Genomic DNA, 22,441 nt, shown 5'->3' on the forward strand with positions numbered 1-22,441 from the left:
GAGGGGTCGCATTGATGCCCGGTTTTTTTTGAGACGTTAATGGCGGTCAGGGCGATTTTGGGCGGGGGTGCGTGTCAATCGAACTACCTTGCTGTACCTGGAGACGTGGACTGGGCATGCACATCCCCTCTAGCTCCAGTTGAGTTGTTCAGTGACGCCATTGTTGGTTTACAGGGCGTAGCTTTAAGCGACGTTCAGTGCGATACCTTTAGATTTGAGCGGATTGAGGATGTCATCATCAGTGTATCGCGTGCTGCGATTCGTTGTCGATGCCAATTTCCGGCTGATATAAATGCCAGTTACAACGAATTCGGCCGTGACGAAGGGGATGCTGGACATGACCGAATGAATTTCGAAAGACCAGGCGACGAAATGACCGATAGCCCGGTATCACAGGAACCGATTGCCGTCCTTAGTATGAATTTGAGTATCGTCCATACTCTTCTTCTGGCGGATTTACGAATGTGGCGATGATGCTGAATCAAATTTTCTTGTGCAAATTTAAATTAATTGAAAATGCATAGAATCAATGCGAGAATTAGAATGAGCACAAAATTTTTTAAAATTTATCGTCTTTTTTTCATAATTTTATTTTTGATCTGTTCGCATAGTAGTGCAGATGTTAACGATTATGTTTGCGGCCCTCTGCAGAATGCTTATGGACCGTACGATTACCGTTCTAACAAGGATAAACTAAGAGTCGTTGAGGCATATCACTTGACGCCGGAAGTAGTTAACCTTGTCGCAGGATCAACTGGTATGGTAGGGGGTGATCTAGATTACACACTACGTGCTTCTCCGAATCACCACATCGCATTGATGGCCATGGTCAGGCTTGGAGAAAAGCAAAAATCTGTCAAACCGGGAGGTGCTAAATATACGGTCGAATGTTATTTGCAACGCGCTGTGAGGTTTAGTAATGACGATGAAAATGTCAGAATAATCTACGCTTATTATCTGTCAAAGGCTGGGAAAAGGACTGACGCATTAAATCAACTGGACGTTGCTGCTCAGATTGGGAGTGATAGTGCTAATGAAAATTATAATATGGGCCTCATTTATTATAATTTGAAGGAATACGATAAGGCATTAACCTATGCGCATAAAGCTTACAGTTTTGGTTTCCCATTACCTGGATTGCGGGACAAGCTCAAAAGGGCTGGGAAATGGACAGAGCCTGTTGTCCAGAGTGAGTAAAGCAGAAAGTAATTTTTAAATAATTGGTGTTAATAAAGGCGTTGGTTCACAATTAGCAATCGCTTATACATCAAAGGCTTAAATTCAAGACTTTCGGCATGAACCACCCCTATCCCCATCCTGATTCATACAGCAGCCACAATTTGCCCAGCGCGGACGGATTTCGGCATGCCGAGGCAGGTGAACCGGTTGATGATCGCCACTCGAACGTGGCTCTCGGCAACCTGCCGGTCAAACTCACGGGAGAACAGATGATCGCCCAATTGTTTGAGCCGATACATCATGTTTCCGGCAATGCTGCGTCGGTGGTAAGCGGAATCCTCCTTCCAGCCTGCGCGACTCTTGGATTGGATCTCAGCCAGGAGGGCATCCCGGGAATGGTTGTTTCCCCAGGTCACTGCATCCTCACGCGGCGGAATCGTCGCCTTGGCGTTCCGCTCGCGGATTGCGGCATGGGTGCCTGCGGTGTCGTAGGCGCCATCGGCGGAGACTTGGGAGACTTCACCCTCGACTTGCGCCAACAGGTCAGGGAAAACTTCGCTGTCGTGCCAGTCGGCGGCCGTCACCTCAATGCCAATGATGTCTTTGGCCGTTTCATCCACCGCCAGATGAATCTTGCGCCAGGTGCGGCGCTTACCAACCCCGTGCTGGCGGACTTGCCATTCGCCTTCGCCGAATATCTTCAGGCCCGTGGCGTCGACCACGACATGGGTGGCCCCGGTTCTCGGGTGCCAGGGTATCTGCACTTCCAGCGTGGCTGCCCGGCGCGACAGATGGGTGTGATCCGGCACCGGCAAATCCAGCGCAGACAAACGCATCAACGAGTTGAGCAGGCCTTCGGTGGCCCGGTAGGGCAGACGGAACAGGGCTTTGCGTGTCAGGCAGGTCTGGATCGCCAGGTCCGAGTAAGACCCCGGCTTGCCGCGCCCGACCGGTCGCGGCGGCGTCCAATTCTGGGCGATGCTGGCTTCGTCAAACCAGATTGTCAGGTTGCCACGATTGACCAGCGCTCGATCGTATTCCGCCCACTTCTTTACCTGGTAGCGGCATTTCGGCTGCGCCGTGCTTGCGTCCATCTTCGTTCTTGCTGCCATCTGGATCTCTCTCGCTCGTCAAAAACCCGCCACCCGGCAAGCTATGACATTATATTGCGCCAATGCCACTACCATCTCAAGCACGGTTCGAAGCTAATTAGCAAAGCGGGTAATGGTCGGTGCAGTAGATGGTATCGCTCTCCGGCCAACGGCCAAGTACCAGCACCCACGTACGGTTTGGGCTCTGAAGGCATCCCATTACACACAACTTCAACACCTCTGCGTAACATGCTGACTTTACAAGAAATGCTGGGTGGATGTGATGGGTTGGGCAGCGGAAGAATTCAAGGCGATCGACCTGGGCGACCGGCGTCTGGACAAGCGCACGGTGCTGCTGGCGGAGCGCATGGCAGCCAATCCGATGGCCAGTATCCCGCAAGCCTGCGGCGGCTGGGCGGAAACCCAGGCGGCGTATCGTTTTTTTGCGCAGGACGACATCGAATGGGAAGCCATCCTGGCCTCGCACTGGGGAAGCGCCGAAACGCGCATGCGGGTGCATCCGGTGGTGCTGTGCATCCAAGACACCACGGAACTCGACTTCAATGGTCAGCGCATTGCCGGTCTGGGGCCGCTCTCGTATGAAGCCCAACGCGGGATGTACGTGCATTCCACCTACGCGGTCAGTCCGCAGCGTGAACCCTTGGGTGTTCTGGACGCCTGGATGTGGGCACGCGAACCCAAGGACGCGAGCGGCCAACGAGGTGGCCTGCTGGAAAGCACCCGCTGGACGGAGGGCTACACCCGCATCGCGGAGTTGGCGAGCAGCATGCCGGACACCCGGCTGGTGTATGTGGCGGATCGGGAGGCGGACATCGTGGCCCTGATGGTGCAAGCCCGCGAGCTGGGGCATCCCGCCGACTGGCTGATTCGTTCCCAGCACAATCGGGCGCTTCCCGAGGGCGGCAAGCTGTGGACTGAGGTCCTGGCCAGCGAAGCGCTCGGCGGCATCCGCTTCACGATGCCTTCGCGGCAAGGACAGAAGGCGCGGGACGTTCGGCAACGAGTCTGGGCAAAGCGGGTGACGGTCTCCGACGGCAAGGGGAGCCGGATCGAGGTGAGTTGTCTGGTGGCGCGAGAAGAAAGTGCCCCCGAGGGCGTGAAGCCGGTGGAATGGCGGCTGCTGACCAATCGGCCGATTAACTCTTTCGAAGCGGCGACCGAACTGATCGACTGGTACCGGGCGCGCTGGGAGATCGAACTGTTCTTCCATGTCCTCAAGAACGGCTGCCGCGTAGAGGCGTTGCAGTTGAGCACCGTGGCGCGGCTGGAACGGGCGCTGGCGCTGTTCATGGTGGTGGCTTGGCGGATTGCCCGACTCATGCGCCTGGGCCGTACCTGCCCAGACCTGGATGCGGCCTTGCTGTTCGAGCAGGACGAATGGCAAGCGGCTTACATCCTGAATCGGAAGAAGGTGCCCAAGACGCCGCCCAGGCTCAATGAAGTGGTGCGCTTGGTGGCGATGCTTGGCGGATTTCTGGCCCGCAAGGGCGATGGCGAGCCAGGGGTGAAGACCCTTTGGCTTGGCCTTCAACGCGTCGTCGATTTCGCCGCCGGGATCAGATTCGCGAGAGAGGCTCATGCGTTATGACGCGAGTTCAACTTCAAAGTGTAATTTTGAATAATTTGTGTGTAATGGAATGCTCTGAAGGACGTAGCGCTCAGCCCAGGCACAATGCAGTAGGCGATAGGCAGCATCAGGAAATTTCTCATGATTAATAACAGTAATTCTTTAGTTTCGGGTAATCCTGAATTCGCATCGCGGGAGATTGCCGCGCTCGCAAAAAGTGAAGGTTATCTTGCGGCTTGGCGAACTCTGATCGGTACTGGTGGCAAGGAGGCCATGAGAGACGTTTCCGGTGATTTTTCCGTCGGATTCTTCGATACATCCGGGTGTGCCTTTCTTGCGGTTGACCGATTTGCGATTAGAAGTTTGTGTTACCAAGTTATAGATGGTGAACTGCGTTTCGCGGCACGGGCTGACGAGTTGGCAGATTCAACCTCAGAAATCGATCCGCAGGCTATTTTTGATTACCTGTACTTCCACGTAATTCCATCACCACGCACCATTTTCAAAGGCATTTTTCGCTTGCCGCCAGGACATTGTGCAGTATTCGAGAATGGTTCACTTAGTGTGTCACCCTATTGGGTGCCCGAATTCAACGAGTTGCAGAAGCCTTCCCCTACAGATTTGCGGACAGAGTTCCGTCAATTGTTGCGTGATGCCGTAGCGCGGCAACTCGATGGCGGGAAACCGGGATGCTTTCTAAGCGGCGGAACTGATAGTTCGACGGTGGCCGGAATGATCGGGGAAGTATCAGGTCAGCAGACTGCTACCTACTCAATCGGTTTCGAGGCCGAAGGTTACGATGAGATGGAATATGCGCGAATCGCGGCCCGCCATTTCAAGACCGAGCACCATGAGTACTACGTGACCCCAGATGATCTGGTGCGCAGCATTTCTGCGGTGGCTCAATATTACGATCAGCCCTTCGGCAACTCTTCGGCATTGCCCGCATATTACTGCGCCAAGATGGCAAGAGAGGATGGCGTAGGCAAGATTCTCGCGGGAGATGGGGGCGACGAGTTGTTCGGCGGAAATACTCGGTATGCAAAACAAAAGATATTTGGCTATTACGATTCACTACCAGCACTTTTTCGAAATACCTTGCTGGAGCCGCTGCTGCTAAAGACCGCCTTGGGAAGATTGCCTCTGGCGCGAAAAGGTGTGAGTTATATCGAGCAAGCGACGACCCCGTTGCCTGACCGTAGCCAGATTTATAACATGCTCTTTCGCTTGGGCATCCACCAGGTTTTCGAGCCGGATTTTCTTGACCTCGTGGATATAAATGGTCCCATCGCGCAACAGCGAGCAGTCTGGAACAGTGCCCTTGCCGACTCGCAAACGAATCGCGAACTGGCGTTCGATTGGCGTTATACGCTGGCTGAATGTGACCTTCCGAAAGTGGTAGGAACGACGGCCTTGGCTGGTATCAATGTAGGATTTCCCTTGCTTGATAAGGCACTGGTTGATTTTTCAACAAAACTGCCTACGAGTTACAAGTTGAACGGCTTGAATTTGCGCTGGTTCTTCAAGGAAGCATTACGTGGATTCCTGCCCGACGAGATTCTTGTCAAGAAAAAGCAAGGCTTTGGCCTTCCGTTCGGAGTTTGGGCTGCCAATAATGCAAAATTAAGGAGTCTCGCTGAGGATTCTGTTCGTGGACTGGTTGACCGCAACATCCTGCGGCAGGATTTTGTCGACGCATTGTTCAATCGGTATCTCTATGAACACCCGGGATATTACGGTGAAATGATCTGGATTTCGATGATACTGGAGCAGTGGCTTCGTCGAGACCTGACGGTGGCAGATTGCTGCGTGGGTGGAAGTTAATCCAGTGTCAATTCACCCAGCACCTTCTCTGCAATTGCCATACATGAGGTTAGGCCGGGCGATTCTATCTCAAACAGGTTTATCAGTCTCATAGCGCCGTGCTTTCCAGGCCCACTGAAATCTCCAGCGGGTTGCGTCGGACTCGTTACCTTTGGCCAGAATCCCGGTATAGCCAGGTTGAAGTGCGCCGCTTGGTAGGTCAGGGTAATAGCGGCGGATTGCCCGGTAAAACTTGTCCTCCAAACCAGTCTCGAACGAAAAGTCGAGCGCGGCCGGCCAGCCGCTGACGTCTGGTCCGAACTTGCACTGGCCACCCAGGTCGAGCGTCACGTGAATGCCGAGGCCGGCATGGTTCGGCATTGGGTAGACGAGGTGCTGGAATGGCGCACGCCCGCACACCCGAGTTCCGCAGTTATCCATCAAAAGCTGCCTCTTTTGACCCCGTCAGGCTAATGGAATCAATGGCTTGCAAGTGGGGGTTTTGAAACAGACGTAGTGGCACGCTGTTGTTCGTTATTCGTTAATTGACATGATTTAATCCTGGCGTATGGTGCTGGCATGTATGTTAAAGTTACTCGCTCCGGCCCCCGTCGCTACGTGCAGCTTGTCGAGTCCTATCGGGACGCAGAAGGCAAGGTTAAGCAGCGCACCATCGCGACCCTTGGCAGACTTGACTAGATGGACGGATCGCTTGATTCGGTCATCGGCGGATTGATGAAAGTCACCGGCCGTGAAGCGCCAGCCCCGACTGCACCGCCCACGGTTACGTTTGAATCAACGCGCGCCTTGGGGGATCTCTGGGCCCTGCAAGAACTCTGGAACACCCTGGGCTTCTCTGAATTGGCTCGCACATTCGGAAAGACCCGGCATCAGATTGATGTCGAAGCACTGATTCGGATCATGGTTTTTAATCGACTCTGTGATCCTGAATCAAAGTTGGGCGCCCTGCGCTGGTTGCAGACGGTTGCCTTCCCTGGTTTGAATCCCGCCACGGTGACGCACGATCATTTATTGCGCGCCATGGATGCCTTGATGGATCATCAGGCTGCGGTTGATGCCGTGGTAGCCAAGCTGCTGCGCCCCTTGATTGACCAGGAACTGTCGGTTGTCTTCTACGACATGACCATGATTCGAGCCGACGGGCAGTCTGATCAAGCCGGTGATATTCGCCAATTCGGGATGGCCAAGGAAGGGCCAATTGCCCGCCAAGTCATGCTGGGCGTTGTACAAACCGGCGACGGTCTGCCGATCTATCACGAAGTATTTGCCGGCAACACGGCGGAATCGCCGACCTTGTTGCCCACGCTGAAGACGGTGCTGGAACGCTTTCCCTCGATTCGCCGCGTGGTGCTGGTGGCGGATCGGGGTTTGCTCTCGCTGGACAACCTCGACGCCTTGTCTGAAATTCGTCTGGACAGGGGTGAGCCGCTGGAATTCGTGCTGGCCGTACCGGGTCGGCGCTACAGCGAATTCACTGAGCTGCTGCAACCCCTCCACGACACGCATTGCGTCGCGGCCACGGCGGAAACCGTTGGCGAATTGCCTTGGCGGAATCTGCGCCTGGTCGTTGCGCACAATCCCCATGTGGCCAGCGAAGCTCAGGCATCGCGCCGCGAGAAGATCAAGGCGCTGGAGGAACAAGCAGCCGCGTGGGTAGGCAAGCTGGATGCCCAGGACGCCGGTGTGAAAGCCCGCGGCAAGAAGCTCTCGGACAGTGGCGCCAAGGCGCGGCTTTATCATGCGGTCAAGGATGCGCATCTGGCGCCTATCTTCCGGGTGGATCTCAAGAACGAATTGTTCGCTTACGAGATTAACCAAGCCGCCCTCGATCTGGCTGAACTGATGGATGGCAAGTTGTTGCTGGTCACCAATACGCCGGATTTATCACCGAAAAACGTGGTCGACCGCTACAAGTCGCTGGCGGATATTGAGCGCGGCTTTCGGGTGTTGAAATCCGAGATTGAAATTGGCCCGGTGTTTCATCGCTTACCTGAGCGCACCAAGGCGCACGCCAGCATTTGCTTCATGGCGCTGATTCTTTATCGCATCATGCGATTCAAGTTGAAGGCAGCAAAAAACGCACTTTCACCCGAGAGAGCACTCGATAGTCTGCGGCGTATTCAGCATCACCGTATCCAACTCAACGGGGAAAACCCCGTTGAAGGTATCTCGACGATTACCGACGAACAAGCAAAGGTCTTTCAGGCACTCGGCGTTAAAAAACCAGCAGCCTCACAACAATTATCGCTTTTGTAGTGGAGCGCTTTTGAACCGCCTCCAAACAAATCAATGGCTTATCAAATTAACTGCGGAACTCGGGAGGCCTGGGGGTAGGGGTGAAACTGCCGGTGTTGGCAATGAGCCTGTGCAGGAATGTTCTCGACCAGTGCCGCGCCTTGCGTAATTTCGGCGACCTGACTACTGGTCAGGGGTCGCTTGGTGCAACCGCGCCGACGTTGACACTGGTGGTCAGTCTGGCCCGCAAACGGCCAATCGTCCGACTTTCAGGATGCAAACACCAATCAGCAACTCGAAAAGACCTTAGAGTGCCACGATCGACAGCCCGCCGTTCCCGAAACTTTCCGGGTTGGCGCCGGCAACGAAGAGTCTGAAATCGTTGTGGGCGAAGTTGCCGATGACCTTGGCCTGGTTGGCGATTAGGACGCCGACGTCACCTTGCGGTTCGAGGGTGTTGCAGTTGAAGGCGTTGTTGAAGCCGGGGTAATGGTCTCGCTCGCTGTCGATCCGGTTATCGATGACCTTCAGGTCGTGCCAGACGAGCAGGCTGCCCTGGGCGCTGCTGAGGACTTTGTCCAATACCTTGCCGCTCATCCGCAGGCCTTGCAGCGCATTCCGTTCGAGGACAAGGGTGCCGCTGTCGTCGAAGGTCACGGCACCGGCTTTGATCGCGGCGCTCAGGCGTTTGATCTGATCCGGCGTCAGGTCGGGCAATGCGTCAGATTCGCCAAATAACGTGATGCGCCCTTGCACCCGGTTGTCGATCAGGCTGGCATCGTCGGTATCGTCGAGGGCGAGCGCGAAAGCGGGGGTCGCGGCGCGCACGGCGATGGCGAGTTGGCCGATGGCCTTGCCCAGGCTGGCCGGGGAAATGCTGCGGCCGACGGCGCTGCTCAGCGCGCTGAGGCCGCTCTGCTCGCGCGGGCTGAGATTGGCGAGGTCGTTGCTGCGCAGCAGGGTGGTGATCTCGCCGACCATTTTTTTCTGCGCGGCAGGGCTGAGCGCGGCAATATCGCTGGCGGCTGTACTCAGGGTGCCATCGATGCTGGCGGTGGCGCTGAAAGCTTTCTGGAAGGCGGCCAGACTGGGAACGCGCTGGAGCACGAAGTTGAGACGTGAGCCATCGTCGGCAACGGCCGAGGCAAAAAGCCGGCAGCCTTCGATCAGCAGGCGCTGGCCGCCGCCGATGCGGAGCAGGCTGGTACCGGTTGCGGTCGGGCCGGCCAGGTCCAGTTGGCTCAGGCGCAGGTCGCCGCAACGCAAAAAGCCGAGACTGCGCGGACCGCCGGAACTGATGATGGTGAAGTCGGCCAGGGTCAGCGCGGCAAAGGTGTCGAACTGCAAGAGTTGGTCCTTGAGCACCAGGCGAGTCGCTGGGCCGGCGCCGTGAATGCTGATGCGGTGGCGCGTCGTGCCGGTCAGGCTGAGGTCGTCTTTCAGGGTATGGTTGCCGGGGAGCAGGCAGATGCAGATGTCGCGTAGGTCTTGGCCGATCAGGGTGCGCAGCGCGACGTCCAGCGTTTCAAATTCGCCGGTCAGACCAACAGTCACACAGCAACCGCCACCCGCCGTGCGTTTGCACAGCGTGTCGATGGCTTCCTGCACCGTATAGGCGTTGGCGGCCAGCAGGTCGGCGCATTGGCTCGGGTCGTAGGCAACGCCACTGGCCAGCGCCAATTGGGCACTGAAGTGCACGGGCAGGTAACGGCCGGGAACGACCTGACCGGCAACGAGCAATTCGGCGGTCGCATGCTGGACCGGTTTGGTGGCGTCGGAGGCCAGCGACCAGGCGATGCTGGCCGTGCCGTCGGCCAGGGTGTCGACCACTTGCGTCGTCGTGCCGTTGGGCAGTTGCCCGGTGTCGACGGTGAATTTTACCTGTGCGCCGAGGACCGGAAACTGGCCGTTGGCAACGCCGACCTGCAGCGAACTGGGCAGCGCGATGAGGGCGGGCGTATCGGCCGGGTTGGTCTTGATATTTTGACCATCGCCGCCGACGTAATGCAGCTGGGTCAGTTCGGTCAGGCTGGGGAAAAGCGGCCGGCAATCGGATTTCGGCGTCCACACGCCGCCGACAAATTCGAGCAAAGCCAGTCGGGCAAAGGCGCGCAGCACGCCGGCCGGGGCGCGGAAAGCCGGCTTGCCGGCTTCCTGCGGCCACTCGATGGCGGCGGTCGCGGTGCGGGCGGGAATCAGCCAATAATCGCCGATGCGATAGCTGCCCGGCGCGAATTTCAGTTCGATGCCGTCCTGCGCCATTTCCTCCCAACCGGCATTGACGTTGGCAATGGCGACCGGCTTGAGTTCGACGATGCCATCCCAGCACCGGACCCGCGGGTTGCTCGGGAACAGCGCAACATCGAGGGCATGGCCGATGCGGGTGGTCAGATCGACGGTGACGACATTGCCTTCGGTGCGCGTCACCTGGACCAGCGGGCCGGGCTGGCCGAGCAGTTCATGGCTGTCATCGATGAACTCGACCCAGCAGCCGGCGGTGATCGCCAGCACGTCGTCGCGGCCGATGCTGGCGACTTCGAATTCGTTGGCGATCGGGTCGTCGAGCCAGCGCACGACGCGGCTGAGCAGGCTGCCATTGTCACGCGACCATTTGTAGCGCGCCTTGCCGGCGATGCTGCCATCGTCGTGGATCTCGACCCGGTAAAGATGGTTTTCGAGCAGCCGGTAGCCGGCTTCCGGCGGCAACTGGCACGGCGTTTTCGGCGGAACGGTGGCTTCGGCGCGGGCGGCGAGCTGACCGTCGGGGGCGGCGGTCAAGGTGTTCCAGGCGGCAATATTCGACAGGCAGTCGAGGGCGGCACCGGCGTCGCCGGCGCGCAGCAGCTTGACCTGCCAGACGGTCTTTTCACGGGTGCAGGTGTCGGGGCCGCCGAGCGCCACTTCGCGCATGCTGGGGTTGTCCACTGGCAAATCGGGCGGGCTGAGGTGGCGTTGCCATGCTTCGAGATAGGCGAGGTAGGTGCCGTCCGCCGGCGCCACGGCATTGCCGGCATTGTTGAAAACGACGACGCCGGTGATGGCGCTGGCGACGATGCCGGCCGGCGGCAGGGGCAGTACGCTGGCGCCGGCCGGCAGCACCGGCGAGGCGGTGTCGGGCAGGTCGGGCTGGTCGGCGACGGTGGTCGGCGCCGGGTTTTCACAGAGCAGGCCATCGACGTACAGGCGGCCAGCCGAAATGGCCAGATCGGTGCCGGCCGGGGTCAGGCCGAAGCCAGGGTTGTCGATCGGCACGGCGACCGGGCCGAGGCTGTCGCGGGTCTCGATTTCGATGCGGTGATTGAGGATGTCCTGCTGCTCGTTGAAATCGGCATCGAGCTGGACGCGGCCCTGCTGCATGCGCACGCTACGGTAGCGTCTGGCCTGGTCGAAGGTGGCGCGGCTGAGGTCGGCTTTCATTGGGTCTCTCCCGGTTTTTGTCTAGGGATGTTGAATGGGGTCAATTGACGAAAATCGCGGCCGCTTCAAGGCCGAAACGCAGGTATTCGTCGAGCGCCAGGGCGAGATTGGCTTCGCGCTGGGGTTGCTGGAGCAGGTTCCAGACGCCGATCTCGGCCCCGTTGTCGGCGCCGGTGCGGATTTCCGGCGCGGTGCTGCGGGTCAGTTGGCCATAAGCCAGCGTGTCGAAATGGATGCTGGTAAAGCCGGGCGTGACACGGGTGGCTTCGCGGGCGGCCAAGGCGGCCGGCAGGTCGGTCATGACCAGATCGGGCTGGCAACGGTGGCGACGCGGCGTCACCGATTTCGCCGGCAGGTAGCAGTAGCGCACGCAGCCTTCCTGGCGGCGGGCAATGTTGACCAAGCCGTCGAACAGCGTGTTGCTGGCCTCCAGTCGGCCAGCGGCAGTTGTGCCAAACAGCGTGCAGGCGATCACCGATAACGGGCTGTCATCGACGTCGACCGCGACATTGCCGCCGGCCCCGTCGTCGCCATCGATCAGGCTATCGCGCAAGACGGCGGCGGCGAGCGGCTGGTTGCTGTGTAGCGCGCCGCTTAGGCAGCGGTAGATGCTGAGACTGAGGTCGGTGGCGGTACCCGTGTGGGCGATGCCGCCCTTGGCCGGAACCAGAGTGCAGTGGCGGAGCGTTACGGCGTGCAGCGCACCTTGCAGTTTGAGGGCGCCGTCGAGGAGCAGGCCGCCCAGGCTGAGCCGCGTGCTGGCGTTGCCCTTGAGGCTGAAATCGCCGATCAGCACCGGCCGGCGACCGGCTGCGGCGGTGATGGCGAGGTGCGTATCGGGGAGGTCGAGATCGGGTGTCAGCGCTTCGCTGGCGTCGCTGTTGAGGACGATCAGCGTGCGTTTTCCGGCAATAACCCGGTTGACCGTATCGGCGGGGTTGGCCGGGGCGTTGAAGGCCGAGGCCAGGGTCGGCGTGGCGGCGCTGGGAATCTGGATGACGACCTCGAAATCGGCCGGATCGGGCAGGATGGCCAGCGGGTCGCTGTCGCCCGGATTGGGACGCTCGTCGTAGGGGCCGGCGCCGATATCACCGGGAAAGCCGTAGGCGTAGCCGACTTCGACTGTGCTTGCCGCGACGCCTTCCGGCAGGGCGAGGCGGCCGCGCCGCGGGTCGATGCCGACCAGCACGCTGCCGACGGATGGAAAGTTCATGTCCGGCCGCCCGGCCTTGCTGGCGGTGACGGTCAGGCTGGCCGGCGGATGCCGCCAGTCTTCAGGAACGACGCCAGGAATCGGGCTGAGGTCGCAAATCACCAGATGTTCGACCGCGACTTCCTGATCGTCGATCCAGACGCGGAACACCGGTCCGCCAGCGCTCGCGGCAAAGTAGCGGTCATCCGGGTCTTCGCCATCGGTGAGGGCTTGCCGGCGGGCTTCCAGCTCGGCGTGGAGGTCGCGCCAGTGCAGTGCTTCCGGGACGTTGATCGGCTCGGCGAGATGACTGATGTCGGTTTCGCTGCGCGGCCGGTTGAACAGCGGCTGATCAAGGCCGAGCGGGTCGATGGTATAGAAGCCGGGCCGCGTCGTCGCCGGACGGGCGCTGGCGCGCTGCACCGGGTAGGCCTGCAGGCGCCATAAAAAAAGGCCGACATTGGGCAGGTTGTAGCGGCCGGCCGGCAGGGCGCGGACGTCGGCCGTATGCGCTTCGGTCCCGAACGGGCCGTCGATGCGGTCGAGCGGGCGCGGTTGGCGCAGATCCGGCGTGCGCAGGGAATGCGGCCGGGTGTGGTTCAGGTACTGCGTCGTGCTCACCCGTTCGAAAAACTCTACGGCGCGGGCCCGCCAGCCGGTCGTGTCGAAGGCCAGTTCTTCGAGAACCAGCGCCGTGCCCTTGCGCCGGCGCAGGCGCAAGGTGTTGGCGACCAGCGCCCGCGGGCCGAAGGCGGCGGTGCCGCTGACCGGGTAGAGGGCGCGCACGCCGAGCAGGTCGCCGATGTAGGGCACGACCCAGTCTTCGCAGGTTTCGATGAAGGCGTTGTCGTAGAGCCGGTCGATATCGGCTTGCAGCAAAGCCCCTTGGCGCGCAATGACGCCGAGCAGGGCGCGCAACGGGCCGTTCAGTTCGGTGTCGCGCTCGCGGTAAAAGGCAGGCAGCAGGTTGAGCAGCGTGTCGGCGTCGAGTTTCATGACGTGCGCTCCGTGAGGGTGACGGCGCCCGGCTCAAGCCGCAGGAGATCGGCCGGCTGCAGGCTGTTGCCCTGCCAGCGAGCGCTGCGCGCCGGTATGCTGCCGTCGGGGCCGTCTGAGGTAAGGACGGTCAGGCCGGCTGTGACCTGGATCAGCTGGTCGAGATCGCAGCCGATGACACCAGGAACATCCTGCAGCGCGGCCAGCACTTCGCTGCCGGTGACCGGCTGGCCAAAGCCACGGGCGGCAAAACCGAAGGCCTTGGCGAGGGCAGCGGCGGCGGCCGCGAGCACCTTGTCGGCCTCGTAGTCCGGGGCAATCCACAAGCCGGCACTCAGGCCAAAGCGCAGGTCGCGACAGGGGCTGACGCGCAAGGGTTGGTAAGGCGGCCGGGCGGCGTCGATGGCGGCGAGGAGGTTGCGGTAAAGGGCGGTATTCGGGTCCAGCCCGGCGCCGTCGGTGCCGGCCACGGTGAGGTGCACCATGCGTTGCTCGCCATCCCACAGCCAGACGGCCTGGGCTTTGCCGATGCCGGTGAAGGCGGCGGCAAAATCCTCGAAATCGCGCAGCGAGACGATGCGCTCCAGCGTGCGCACGGTGAGCGGGGCATTGCGCCGGGCTCCGTCGCCGGCCTCGGCATCAGTGCCGCCACTGGCCGCGACCGGGTTGGTGACGGCTTTCAGGCCCGGCGGTCGGGTCAGCAGCATGCTGATCTGGTCGGCCTTGACGTTGCCGGCCGTGCCGAGGCCAACGCGATAGCGGGCTTCGACATTGCCGCTGCCGGTGGGCAGGCGGGTGCCATGGCTGCCATCGCCGAATTGCACGGTGGCGCTGCCGTTTTCATCGAGCTGCACGGTATAGGCGCGCTCGGTCGGACCAGATGCCGTAAAGCGTGGCGCTTCCGGCCAGAGCAGGCCATCGACGCGGATTTCGAGGGTGCTGGCCGTACCGCTCGGGGTCGGCGCGGCGATATAGGTGAGCGGTCCCTGGCGCAGCGCAAAACGTTGCAGGCTGCGGCTGCCGTCGCCGCTGCCCAGCGGTTCGGGCTGGATGCGCATCTGCTTGCTGTCGCCGGCACTGGCTGGCGCGAGGTTGGCGTTGATGCGGACGGTGGACGGCAGGTAGGCTTGCGTCAGGTCGCTGTCGAGCAGCAACTGGGTGCGTCCGCCGGTGCTGTCGTTGTGCTGGATGCGGACAATTTCGGCGGCCGGGGCGAGGCTTGCGGTCAACCGGGAAAAATCCTCAAATTCCAGTTCCGCCGTCTTGCGGTCGCGGGCGAGCCGAATCGCTGCCAGCGCGTCGCCCTTGTTCAGCCGGTTGCGCGCCTTGATGTTGGCCGGCAAATCGGCCAGGACGAGGCCGGAAACGGCGAGCCAGCGGCCTTCGGGCAGATCGGGTTCATAGCCGGCCAGTTCGATGAGATGGCCTTGCAGGAAACCGGTGCGCGGCCGGGTCGCCCAGTCGAGCGGCTCAGATTGACCATGAGCCGTTGTGGCACGCAATTCTGGCCCGAAGATGTCATTCAGGTTCTCACCAAGCAGCGAGAGCCGTGTGCTCGTGGCGGACAACGTGAAACCGGCACGGGCGCCATCCTCGGCCTGCACGATGCGATAGACTTCTTCGTAATCGGGCAGCGACAATACTGTCCAGCTACCGGCCAGCCATTTGGGATAGCTATTGTCGAGGTAAAGCGGATGCACGTCGCGCGGATAGAGATATTGCATCGGGATGATCGCCTTGGTGACGCCGGGACCGGACCACGACAACTGGCAGGTCGCATTGGAAAGGTGTTCGTAGTATTCAAGACGAATACTGTGTTTCCGGTCGGCGACCAACTGGAAGCCTCCCGTGCGTTCGGTCGGGGCTTGGTCTTCCCAGTGATTGATGACGACCTGATCGTCGATCCACAGCCGGCAGCCGTCATCGGCATTGACATAGAAGGTAAACGTGCCACTGGCGGGTGCCTGCACCCAGCCGCTCCAGCGAACCGAGAAATTGTCGGCCGGTACACCGGGCGCCGGGCTGCCTTCGCCCCAAGTGCTGAAATCGATCACCGGGTCGATATTGGTGTAGACACGATTGCGCAGCGAAGTGCCCTTGAAATATTCGCCATACAAACCCGTTCCGGTGGCTGCCCCGGCCGGCGGATCGGAAACGTCGGCCAGTGTGAAACCGGGCCATTCCGGATAATCGACGATGGACGGTTTGCTTTCTTCCAGCAAGCCTAGGTAATTGGCGCGAACATTCGCCGGCATGGCCCGCCAGTCCGGCGCGTTGTGACCGAACATGCGGGCGCGGGCACGCAGGGCATGGCAACCCGGGTTGGTGCGGGCCGGATGGACGCCATGCCAGGGCTGGCCGAGGCCGCGGTCGAGTGTGACGACGGTGTAGCCGATGTCCTTCGGATCGATCGGGTCGGCGGGCAGGACTTCGCGCAGGCGGGTGACGTGACGGAAATCCCAGTTTTCGTTGCCTGGGTCCTTGCTGCGTTCGTCGCCGATGATCAGCAGCGCATCGCCGGCTTGCAGGCGCGTCGCGGTGCCGGCCAGATAGAGGGTGCGCAAGCCCATGCGCGGCGGCACGGCGTCGGCGGCCAGCACCGGCAGAGCGTTCCAGCGCACCTTGGCGTCAATCGCTTCGAGGGTCTCGAAAGTTTGCGCTTTTTCGTCCTGGCCGGGCACGCTCTGGGCGCGGGCGCCGATGTCGATGCGCGTTTCGAGCGGGGCGCCGGGTGCGGTTTCCAGCGTGAAGGCAAGCCAGGTCGAGGCGGCAACGCCGGGCCGCAGTTCGTAGCCGATGGCGCGCGCCAGCTCGAGGACCGAGCGCCGTTCGGTCGCGGTGCGCAGGTAGTTTTCGTTGCCAATGCGCTCCTGATAGAAGCTCAGTACGTCGAGCACCGCCGCCCAACTATCGAGCAGCGCGATGGCCGGGTCGTCGCTGGCCCGCGTGCTGAGCCCGGCCAACTGCGCTTCGTCGGCGAGGTCGGCCAGCATGCTCTGGCGGAAGCGGCCGTGGGTGCCAATGCGCAGCGTCAATTCCGGCTGGCCGGGGGCCTGGGTTTCATCGACCGGGGTGAGTGGGCTGACGCCGGCGCAGCAGCCGCAGTTGTCGGTGGTGCTCATGAGCCGCCCTCCACGATGAAGCTGATCTGGCCGTTTTCAGGGAAATTGAGGTCGCCGTCGGCGCGCAGGATTTCGAGCGGCGAGGCGGTGATGACCCCGGCGGCCAGTTCGCCCTTGGCACTGCGGCCCCAGCGCTGGAACTTCTTGATGTCGACCGAGGCGACGCCGGCCACCGCCATCGCCGTGGCAACAACGGCCGACAGGTAGAGCGGCGTGCCGAAGGTGTAGCGGTCAGGGTGGAAAAAGCCGGGTTGGCCGTGTTTGTCGATGCCTGCGGTAAACGCGGAAATCAGGGCGGATTTGACGTCGGCGGCAAAGTAGCCGCTGGCGACACAAATCTGTAGCTGGATGTCGAGCGGGACGTGCACCGGGTCGGTGAATTCGAGGTCGTAGCCGGCCAGGCGGAAGCGCTCGATGAAGGCGCGCATGGTCGCCTTGAAGGCGGCATCGACCGGCTTGCCGGCACGGCGGTCAAGCATCAGGAAGACGGTGTACCAACTGCCGGTCCAGCGCAGGCGGGCGGCGGCCCGCTGCACGTCGGGATGGCGTTCGGCGGCCCGCGCGTAGTCGTCGGTGGTAACCGCGCGCTCTTGGGTGCGGAAGGCTTCCGGGGCGTTGAGGCGGATGGCGTCGAGCGCTTCGGGCTCGGCGCCCCCTTGGGCCGGCAGCGGATTGCGCAGCGCCTTGACGCCGAGCATCAGTGCGGCGTCATCGCTGATCAGGGCGCTGATCGCTTCGGCCCCGATGTTGCCTTGCGGACCGCCTCCGAGCCGGTAGCGGGCGAGCAGGCGCTGGCCGGTGATCGGGGCGGCGCCGAAATGGTTGTCGCCAAAGCGCAGCCAGGCGCTGCCGTCGTTTTCGGTTTCGACGACAAATTCGCGGGCGAAGCGCTCGCTGGCCAGCAGGTCGCGTTGCGGTGTCCATGGCGTTTCGCTGGGGTCGGGCTGGTCGCCGAACAGGCTTGAATCGTCGGCCAGCAGCATCATGTCGGCGGGGCGGGCCTGGCGCGGTTCCTGGGTCAGAACGCGGCTGGCCGACAGCGGTTGCAGGCTGTTGCTGGCCTGATCGTGGTCGTAGGGTTCGGCGAAAGCGAGGCCGGATTCCTTGAGGCGCGGCCGGTAAGGCAGGCGCAGGGCCGGCGTGCCGCCATCGCCGACGGTGTCCGGTTCCATGACCTGCCAGGGGCGGGTCAGGCCATGGTCGGCGAGTACGACGTTGCCATGGGCGACGGCGATCGGCCGCTCGACGAGGGCGCCGCCGATTTCGAATTCATGACTGACGCAGAGCGGGAAGGGCAGCGCGTCTTCGGCGTGCCAGTTGATGAGCAGCAGGTCAGTGTCGGTGAGGTCGTCATGGCCGGGACTGACCGCCGTCAGGCGGATCGGGTGACGATGACTGGTGTCGACGTCGGCTACCTGGCCGGTGGTCGGGCTGAGGATTTCCTCGAGGATCAGGACGTCGCCAGCGGCGAGCGCAAGGGTGGGCGTGTTGACCAGGGCCGCCGCCGTGGTGCCGTGCGGCAGGCAATAGGCCGGATCGGCGAAGTTGTGGATGGCGATGCTGCTGTGCGCGGTATGCAGGATCTGGTCATGCAAGGTTTCGAAGACTTCGATGCCGAGCAGCGGCAACTGATCGAGCAAGTCTGTGCGCCGGACCGGGTCGCCTTCGCCGGCGGCGGCGAGCAGCGCAGTGCCGGCCGGGATGATTTTTGCCTCGCAATTGGCGTCGACCGCAAGGGTCACGAAAACCCGGGCATTGCAGCCGTCGTGCAGTGGGTAGTCGAGCAGCCGGGCATGGCGGCGCAGCGAGGTGCGGCGGCGGGCGGTGCCGAGATAGGCCTCGGTGGCGACGGCATCCTGCGTGTAGGAAAGATGGTCGCCGGCATAGGCCAGCGTTTCGACCAGCGCGACGGTGAAGTCAGCCGGGCTACGTTCGGCAAAGCCGGGCACCAGTTGCGCCATGCGGTCGAGCATCAGGCGGCGGAAGCTGTCGTAATCCTTGGCCAGATAATCGAGACGCGGTTCGGGCGGGGTGAGCGGCGGGCAGTCCTGAACATCGGCGCAATCGAATTCGGAGGGACAGCCGGCCTTGAAATTGATGCGGATGGCGGACAGGCAGATGTCGAAGCCGATAGCCGGCGCTTCCGGGTCGGCCGGGTCGATCAGACTCAGCGTGTACCAGGAAAAATCGCCGGCCTGGGCGACCTTGAGACGGATCTCGCGGCCATTGATGACAGGTTCGCCAACCTGTGAAATACCGGTTATGCGAACGCCGCCGTCGATACGAATGTTGGCGCGACCGATGCCGCTGACCGGATGGACGCAGACGATACGCAGGCTGCGCTGGTCCAGCGTCGTGATTTCGACGAAATCGATGCCATTCTTGCCGACCGGCTGCTGGTCGCGCAGCAGTTGCAGGCGGCGCGGGTTGTCGCTGCGAAACTGGCGGTTCATGGTGCCCCCCGGGTGAAACGGGTCAGCCGGCGTTCCTGGCCGTGGCGGACGACGTACTGGACATCCACCGACAGCGTGCCTTCGTCGTGTTCGACGTTGACCCCTTCGACGACGATGCGGTCGCCCAGCCATTGCTGCAGGGCGCTGTGCACCGTCATCTGGACGGCGGCGGCCAGCGTGTCGCTATTCGGCGCGAAGACCAGTTGCAGCAGGCCACAGCCAAAATCGGGCCGATTTACCCGTTCACCAGGGATGGTGAACAACACTTGCTCGATCATGTCGCGTAGGTGGCTGTCGCTGTCCGCCTCGCCGCTACGGCCGCGGTGGTCGGGCTGGAAGGGGAAGTGGAGGCTCATGTCAGGTTCCCATCACGCGGGTTTGCACCACGGCGACCATCATCGGCGTGCCGGTCGGGGCGCAGATGGAGGGCGAAGCCTGGAGCAGGGCCGGCTGGCCGCCGATCAGGACGCGAGTGGCACCCATCAGCCACTGGCCGGTAACGCACGGGCCGTTGCCGGCCGGCGGGGGCGGCATGGCGCAGCCGGCCACGACGTAGGGTGCGCCGAGCGTCGTCGCTGGCTGGCCGGAAAGCAGAACGCGTGGGTTGGGCGCGGTGGGCGTGGCCTGGCCGCCGTGGGAACAGAGGACGGTAGCGCCGAGGTGGAGGAGGAATCCGGGCATGGTCGTGTTGTCCTTTGCGCTCAAATCACCGTCAAGGCGCCGTTGTTGATGTTCACCGTCGGCCCGGTGAGCATGATGGTGGCGCCCTGGCCGTTGGAAATGGTGATGCCGATTTCGCTGATCGAAATCATCGCCCCGGTCATCGTCTTGAGCAGGATGCCGCCGGTCGGGCCGGGCAGGTCGGAGATCATCAGCGTGTTCTGGTTGCCAGTCTGCAGTACGATGCTCGGCGATACCGGCAGGCCGGCCAGCGCCAGCGCCGGTACTTCGGCCGCCGAGCCCCAGAAGCCGCCGACCCAGATCGGGTAATCCGGATCGCCCTGCTCGAACTCGACCCAGACGCCGGCGCCGATCTGCGGCTGGACGAAGACGCCGCTCTGGATGCCGGCGAAAGGCACGCAGGGCATCGCCCACGAGGAAAGCGCCGGGCCGAGCACATCGGGCACCTGAACCTGGATGCGGCCCATCTGCATGGGGTCGATGTTGTTGATCACCACCCCGCGATATTTTCCGTAATAGTCTGTACTTTCAGTCATGCCGGCACCAAGGGAAGGGTTGAGACGAGGCCATTGCGGGCCAGCGAAAAGTTTTGCTTGAATTCGCCGGCCTTTAGACTGCTATGGACTTTCTTGACGTAATAAAGGCCGTCAAAAGCCAAACCCGCGCCGCGTACGCCGACCAGTTGGCGGGCCTTCAGGACATGGCCATAGCGCAAGACGTCAAGGCTGCCATCGCCGGTCACGGCATCGGCCGAAGATCGGGCTGCGGCCGCCAGTCCCTCGCCAAGGGCGGCGATTGGCGAGAGCTTGGCGGCGCCCTTCAGTAGATTGAGGCCCTTGGGCGGCGGCGGAATCAGGCCGAGCGGCGGGTTGGCCAGGCTGATGTCGGGGATGGGCAGCGGAATCGGAAACTTGGAGATCGGGTTCTGGATGAAAACGATAGGAAGCTCGGCATCCGACTGATTGACCGAGAAGGAGATCGCGTCGACATTGCTGTGCACGTCCATGCCCATATTGAGGGCGGGCTGGACAGGACCGATACGGATTTCCGGCCCCCAGTAGGCGATGTTCATGCCGGGCAGCGGGCCGGGTTCAATGTAAAAGACATGGTGGGCCTTGCGAGCCAGTTTTCGGATGTAGTGTAGATCCGTACCTTTATGGGTCGGGATGCGATCCACCGGGATCGGGAGATCCTCGAACAGCGACGGGATGATGATCGGCAGCATGCCATAGAGGCCATAACGGGCGACGATCAGCGCGACGCGGGCGGCCGGTGGCATCGCCGGGTAGGGCAGGCCGCTCATGTCCTGCTTGTCCATCGCCACCGTCAGGTCTTCTCCGGTGATGGTCAGGAGGCTGTGGCCTGGTTCGTTGCCGCCGGTAATTTCCTGGCGGGTGATCAGGCCGTCCATCAGCACGGTGGGCAGGCTGTTCATGGTGGCGACGAGGATGACGCGCAACCACGGCACCTGGCCGCCGGCAACGAGCAGCAGGGTATGCAGCGGCGATCGGTTGTCGACGACGAAACTGAGCTGGAAGCCGCTTGGCGTATCGGCTGACGAAGTGACCTCCACGCTTTCCAGCGCGTCCATCAGCGGCTTCGGTGCCGGAATCGGGATACCCGGACCGACCAGCAGCGTCAGATGGATACCCTTAAGCACCGCCGCCTCCGAGGCCAGCCGGCAGGGTCAGGCGCAGCGTGTGGCCGGAGCGTTCCAGATCGGAGGGCACCTGGGCGCCATTGCCGTCGGCGATCCGCCAGTACTGGATCGGGTCGCCGAGATTGGTCGCGGCCAGCCGGTCGAGACGGTCGCCGCCCTGAACCTGGACTTCGCCGACAGGGACCAGTGTCGCCGGGTCGGGGATAAAGCGGCGGCGCAAATAGACGGTCTTCTCGCCATCCGGGGATTCCAGTTCGGCTGTGGGAACACCGTTGTAGCGGCTGTTGGGTGGGAAACGCTCGATGCTCATGGCAGTCCACTCAATCCCAGCGAGGCGAGGCTGCCGAGGCCGGCATCGGCCGCCAGGCGTTCCTTGCGCTGCTGATAAACCATATAGAGATGCCCACCCTTGTCGTTGAAACCGAGATCGCCGACATGGAGGACCTTGAGGCTCAACGAAACCTTGGCGCGGATGGGGTTCAGCGCGCTGTCGAAAGCCTCTTCAGTAATCGAAAAATCGGTGATGCGCACCGGCACGACACGTTCCTTGCTCCAGACGAAGAGGGTCAGCGGGGCGACGGTTGGGGCGATTTCGAGCGTGCCGAGGCTGAGCAGTGTGTTGTTCTGGATCAGCGTGTCGCTGTCTGGATAGACGATGGTTTCCAGTGCCGCCAATTGCGGATGTATCCCGGAGGAAACGGTTTTCGGATGCTGGTCGGGAAATTCCAGTTGGTCGGTCGCGTCGATCAGGGCATCGAGCTTGATGGTTTCGGTCGGCGGCCCCTTCAGGCGCAGGGGTTCCGAAAACGGGCCGCTGGATTCGGTGGCCTGCGGATGGAGGGTCCGGGTCAGCGTTTCCGGGTTGTACTGCAGCGAAATGACCCGCTGCACGGCGCCGCTGGACGGGTCGATCAGGATAAGGCCGCCTTTGATGAGATATGAATTGCCACCGAACGAACTCATATGCGCCTCAGGATTCATCAACCAAGGGAATGCCTGGATT

At 61.7% G+C, this 22,441-nt stretch carries 16 protein-coding genes and 1 pseudogene; 5 read left to right on the forward strand and 12 right to left on the reverse strand.

Going from position 1 to position 22,441, the window contains the following annotated elements:
- Window positions 1–39 precede the first annotated feature (39 nt).
- The gene (locus IPP03_21565; GenBank protein ID MBL0355093.1) at window positions 40–474 is read left to right on the forward strand and encodes a hypothetical protein; all 435 of its coding nucleotides are present in this window, start codon (window positions 40–42) and stop codon (window positions 472–474) included.
- A gap of 69 nt (window positions 475–543) precedes the next feature.
- A complete protein-coding gene (locus IPP03_21570; GenBank protein ID MBL0355094.1) occupies window positions 544–1,197 on the forward strand; it encodes a tetratricopeptide repeat protein in 654 nt (217 codons plus the stop codon).
- A gap of 125 nt (window positions 1,198–1,322) precedes the next feature.
- Here the strand turns inward: IPP03_21570 and IPP03_21575 are convergent, their stop codons facing one another.
- The gene (locus IPP03_21575; GenBank protein MBL0355095.1) at window positions 1,323–2,273 is read right to left on the reverse strand and encodes an IS5 family transposase; all 951 of its coding nucleotides are present in this window, start codon (window positions 2,271–2,273) and stop codon (window positions 1,323–1,325) included.
- Between the two features lie 280 nt (window positions 2,274–2,553).
- Here IPP03_21575 and IPP03_21580 point away from each other — a divergent pair, with 280 nt between their 5' ends.
- Together IPP03_21580 and IPP03_21585 are read left to right on the forward strand one after the other, a co-directional pair.
- The gene (locus IPP03_21580) at window positions 2,554–3,879 is read left to right on the forward strand and encodes an IS4 family transposase (protein ID MBL0355096.1); all 1,326 of its coding nucleotides are present in this window, start codon (window positions 2,554–2,556) and stop codon (window positions 3,877–3,879) included.
- Window positions 3,880–3,999: 120 nt separating this feature from the next.
- Window positions 4,000–5,682 (forward strand): asparagine synthase, encoded by a 1,683-nt coding sequence (locus tag IPP03_21585; GenBank protein ID MBL0355097.1) that lies wholly within the window; start codon window positions 4,000–4,002, stop codon window positions 5,680–5,682.
- A gap of 69 nt (window positions 5,683–5,751) precedes the next feature.
- Here the strand turns inward: IPP03_21585 and IPP03_21590 are convergent, their stop codons facing one another.
- On the reverse strand, window positions 5,752–6,102 hold the full coding sequence (locus tag IPP03_21590; protein ID MBL0355098.1) for a hypothetical protein: 351 nt from the start codon (window positions 6,100–6,102) through the stop codon (window positions 5,752–5,754).
- A 138-nt stretch (window positions 6,103–6,240) separates the two neighbouring features.
- Here IPP03_21590 and IPP03_21595 point away from each other — a divergent pair.
- Window positions 6,241–7,938, forward strand: a pseudogene (locus tag IPP03_21595) (IS1634 family transposase).
- Window positions 7,939–8,223: 285 nt separating this feature from the next.
- Here IPP03_21595 and IPP03_21600 read toward each other — a convergent pair.
- From IPP03_21600 to IPP03_21645, 10 genes are read right to left on the reverse strand one after another with little or no spacing between them, the layout of a single operon-like run.
- Window positions 8,224–11,334: a hypothetical protein gene (locus IPP03_21600; GenBank protein ID MBL0355099.1), complete on the reverse strand. Its 3,111-nt coding sequence runs from the start codon at window positions 11,332–11,334 to the stop codon at window positions 8,224–8,226.
- 40 nt (window positions 11,335–11,374) lie between these two features.
- Window positions 11,375–13,522, reverse strand: a complete 2,148-nt coding sequence (locus tag IPP03_21605) for a hypothetical protein (protein MBL0355100.1) — start codon at window positions 13,520–13,522, stop codon at window positions 11,375–11,377.
- Window positions 13,519–16,644, reverse strand: coding sequence for a putative baseplate assembly protein (locus tag IPP03_21610; GenBank protein ID MBL0355101.1), 3,126 nt, complete (start codon window positions 16,642–16,644; stop codon window positions 13,519–13,521). The genes IPP03_21605 and IPP03_21610 overlap by 4 nt, the downstream gene beginning before the upstream one ends.
- On the reverse strand, window positions 16,641–19,097 hold the full coding sequence (locus tag IPP03_21615; GenBank protein MBL0355102.1) for a putative baseplate assembly protein: 2,457 nt from the start codon (window positions 19,095–19,097) through the stop codon (window positions 16,641–16,643). The genes IPP03_21610 and IPP03_21615 overlap by 4 nt, the downstream gene beginning before the upstream one ends.
- Complete coding sequence (locus IPP03_21620; protein ID MBL0355103.1) at window positions 19,094–19,453, reverse strand: GPW/gp25 family protein; 360 nt, start codon at window positions 19,451–19,453, stop codon at window positions 19,094–19,096. Before IPP03_21620 ends, IPP03_21615 begins: the two co-directional genes overlap by 4 nt.
- Before the next feature lies 1 nt (window position 19,454).
- A complete protein-coding gene (locus IPP03_21625; GenBank protein MBL0355104.1) occupies window positions 19,455–19,778 on the reverse strand; it encodes a hypothetical protein in 324 nt (107 codons plus the stop codon).
- Between the two features lie 20 nt (window positions 19,779–19,798).
- Window positions 19,799–20,314, reverse strand: a complete 516-nt coding sequence (locus tag IPP03_21630) for a baseplate assembly protein (GenBank protein MBL0355105.1) — start codon at window positions 20,312–20,314, stop codon at window positions 19,799–19,801.
- Entirely contained in the window at window positions 20,311–21,438 is a 1,128-nt protein-coding gene (locus IPP03_21635; protein ID MBL0355106.1) for a hypothetical protein, read from the reverse strand. The genes IPP03_21630 and IPP03_21635 overlap by 4 nt, the downstream gene beginning before the upstream one ends.
- Entirely contained in the window at window positions 21,431–21,748 is a 318-nt protein-coding gene (locus IPP03_21640; GenBank protein ID MBL0355107.1) for a LysM domain-containing protein, read from the reverse strand. The genes IPP03_21635 and IPP03_21640 overlap by 8 nt, the downstream gene beginning before the upstream one ends.
- Window positions 21,745–22,401: a hypothetical protein gene (locus tag IPP03_21645; GenBank protein ID MBL0355108.1), complete on the reverse strand. Its 657-nt coding sequence runs from the start codon at window positions 22,399–22,401 to the stop codon at window positions 21,745–21,747. The genes IPP03_21640 and IPP03_21645 overlap by 4 nt, the downstream gene beginning before the upstream one ends.
- Between the last annotated feature and the right edge of the window lie 40 nt (window positions 22,402–22,441).

The sequence above is a fragment of the Candidatus Dechloromonas phosphoritropha genome, from assembly GCA_016722705.1.
Taxonomy (GTDB): Bacteria; Pseudomonadota; Gammaproteobacteria; order Burkholderiales; family Rhodocyclaceae; genus Azonexus; species Azonexus phosphoritrophus.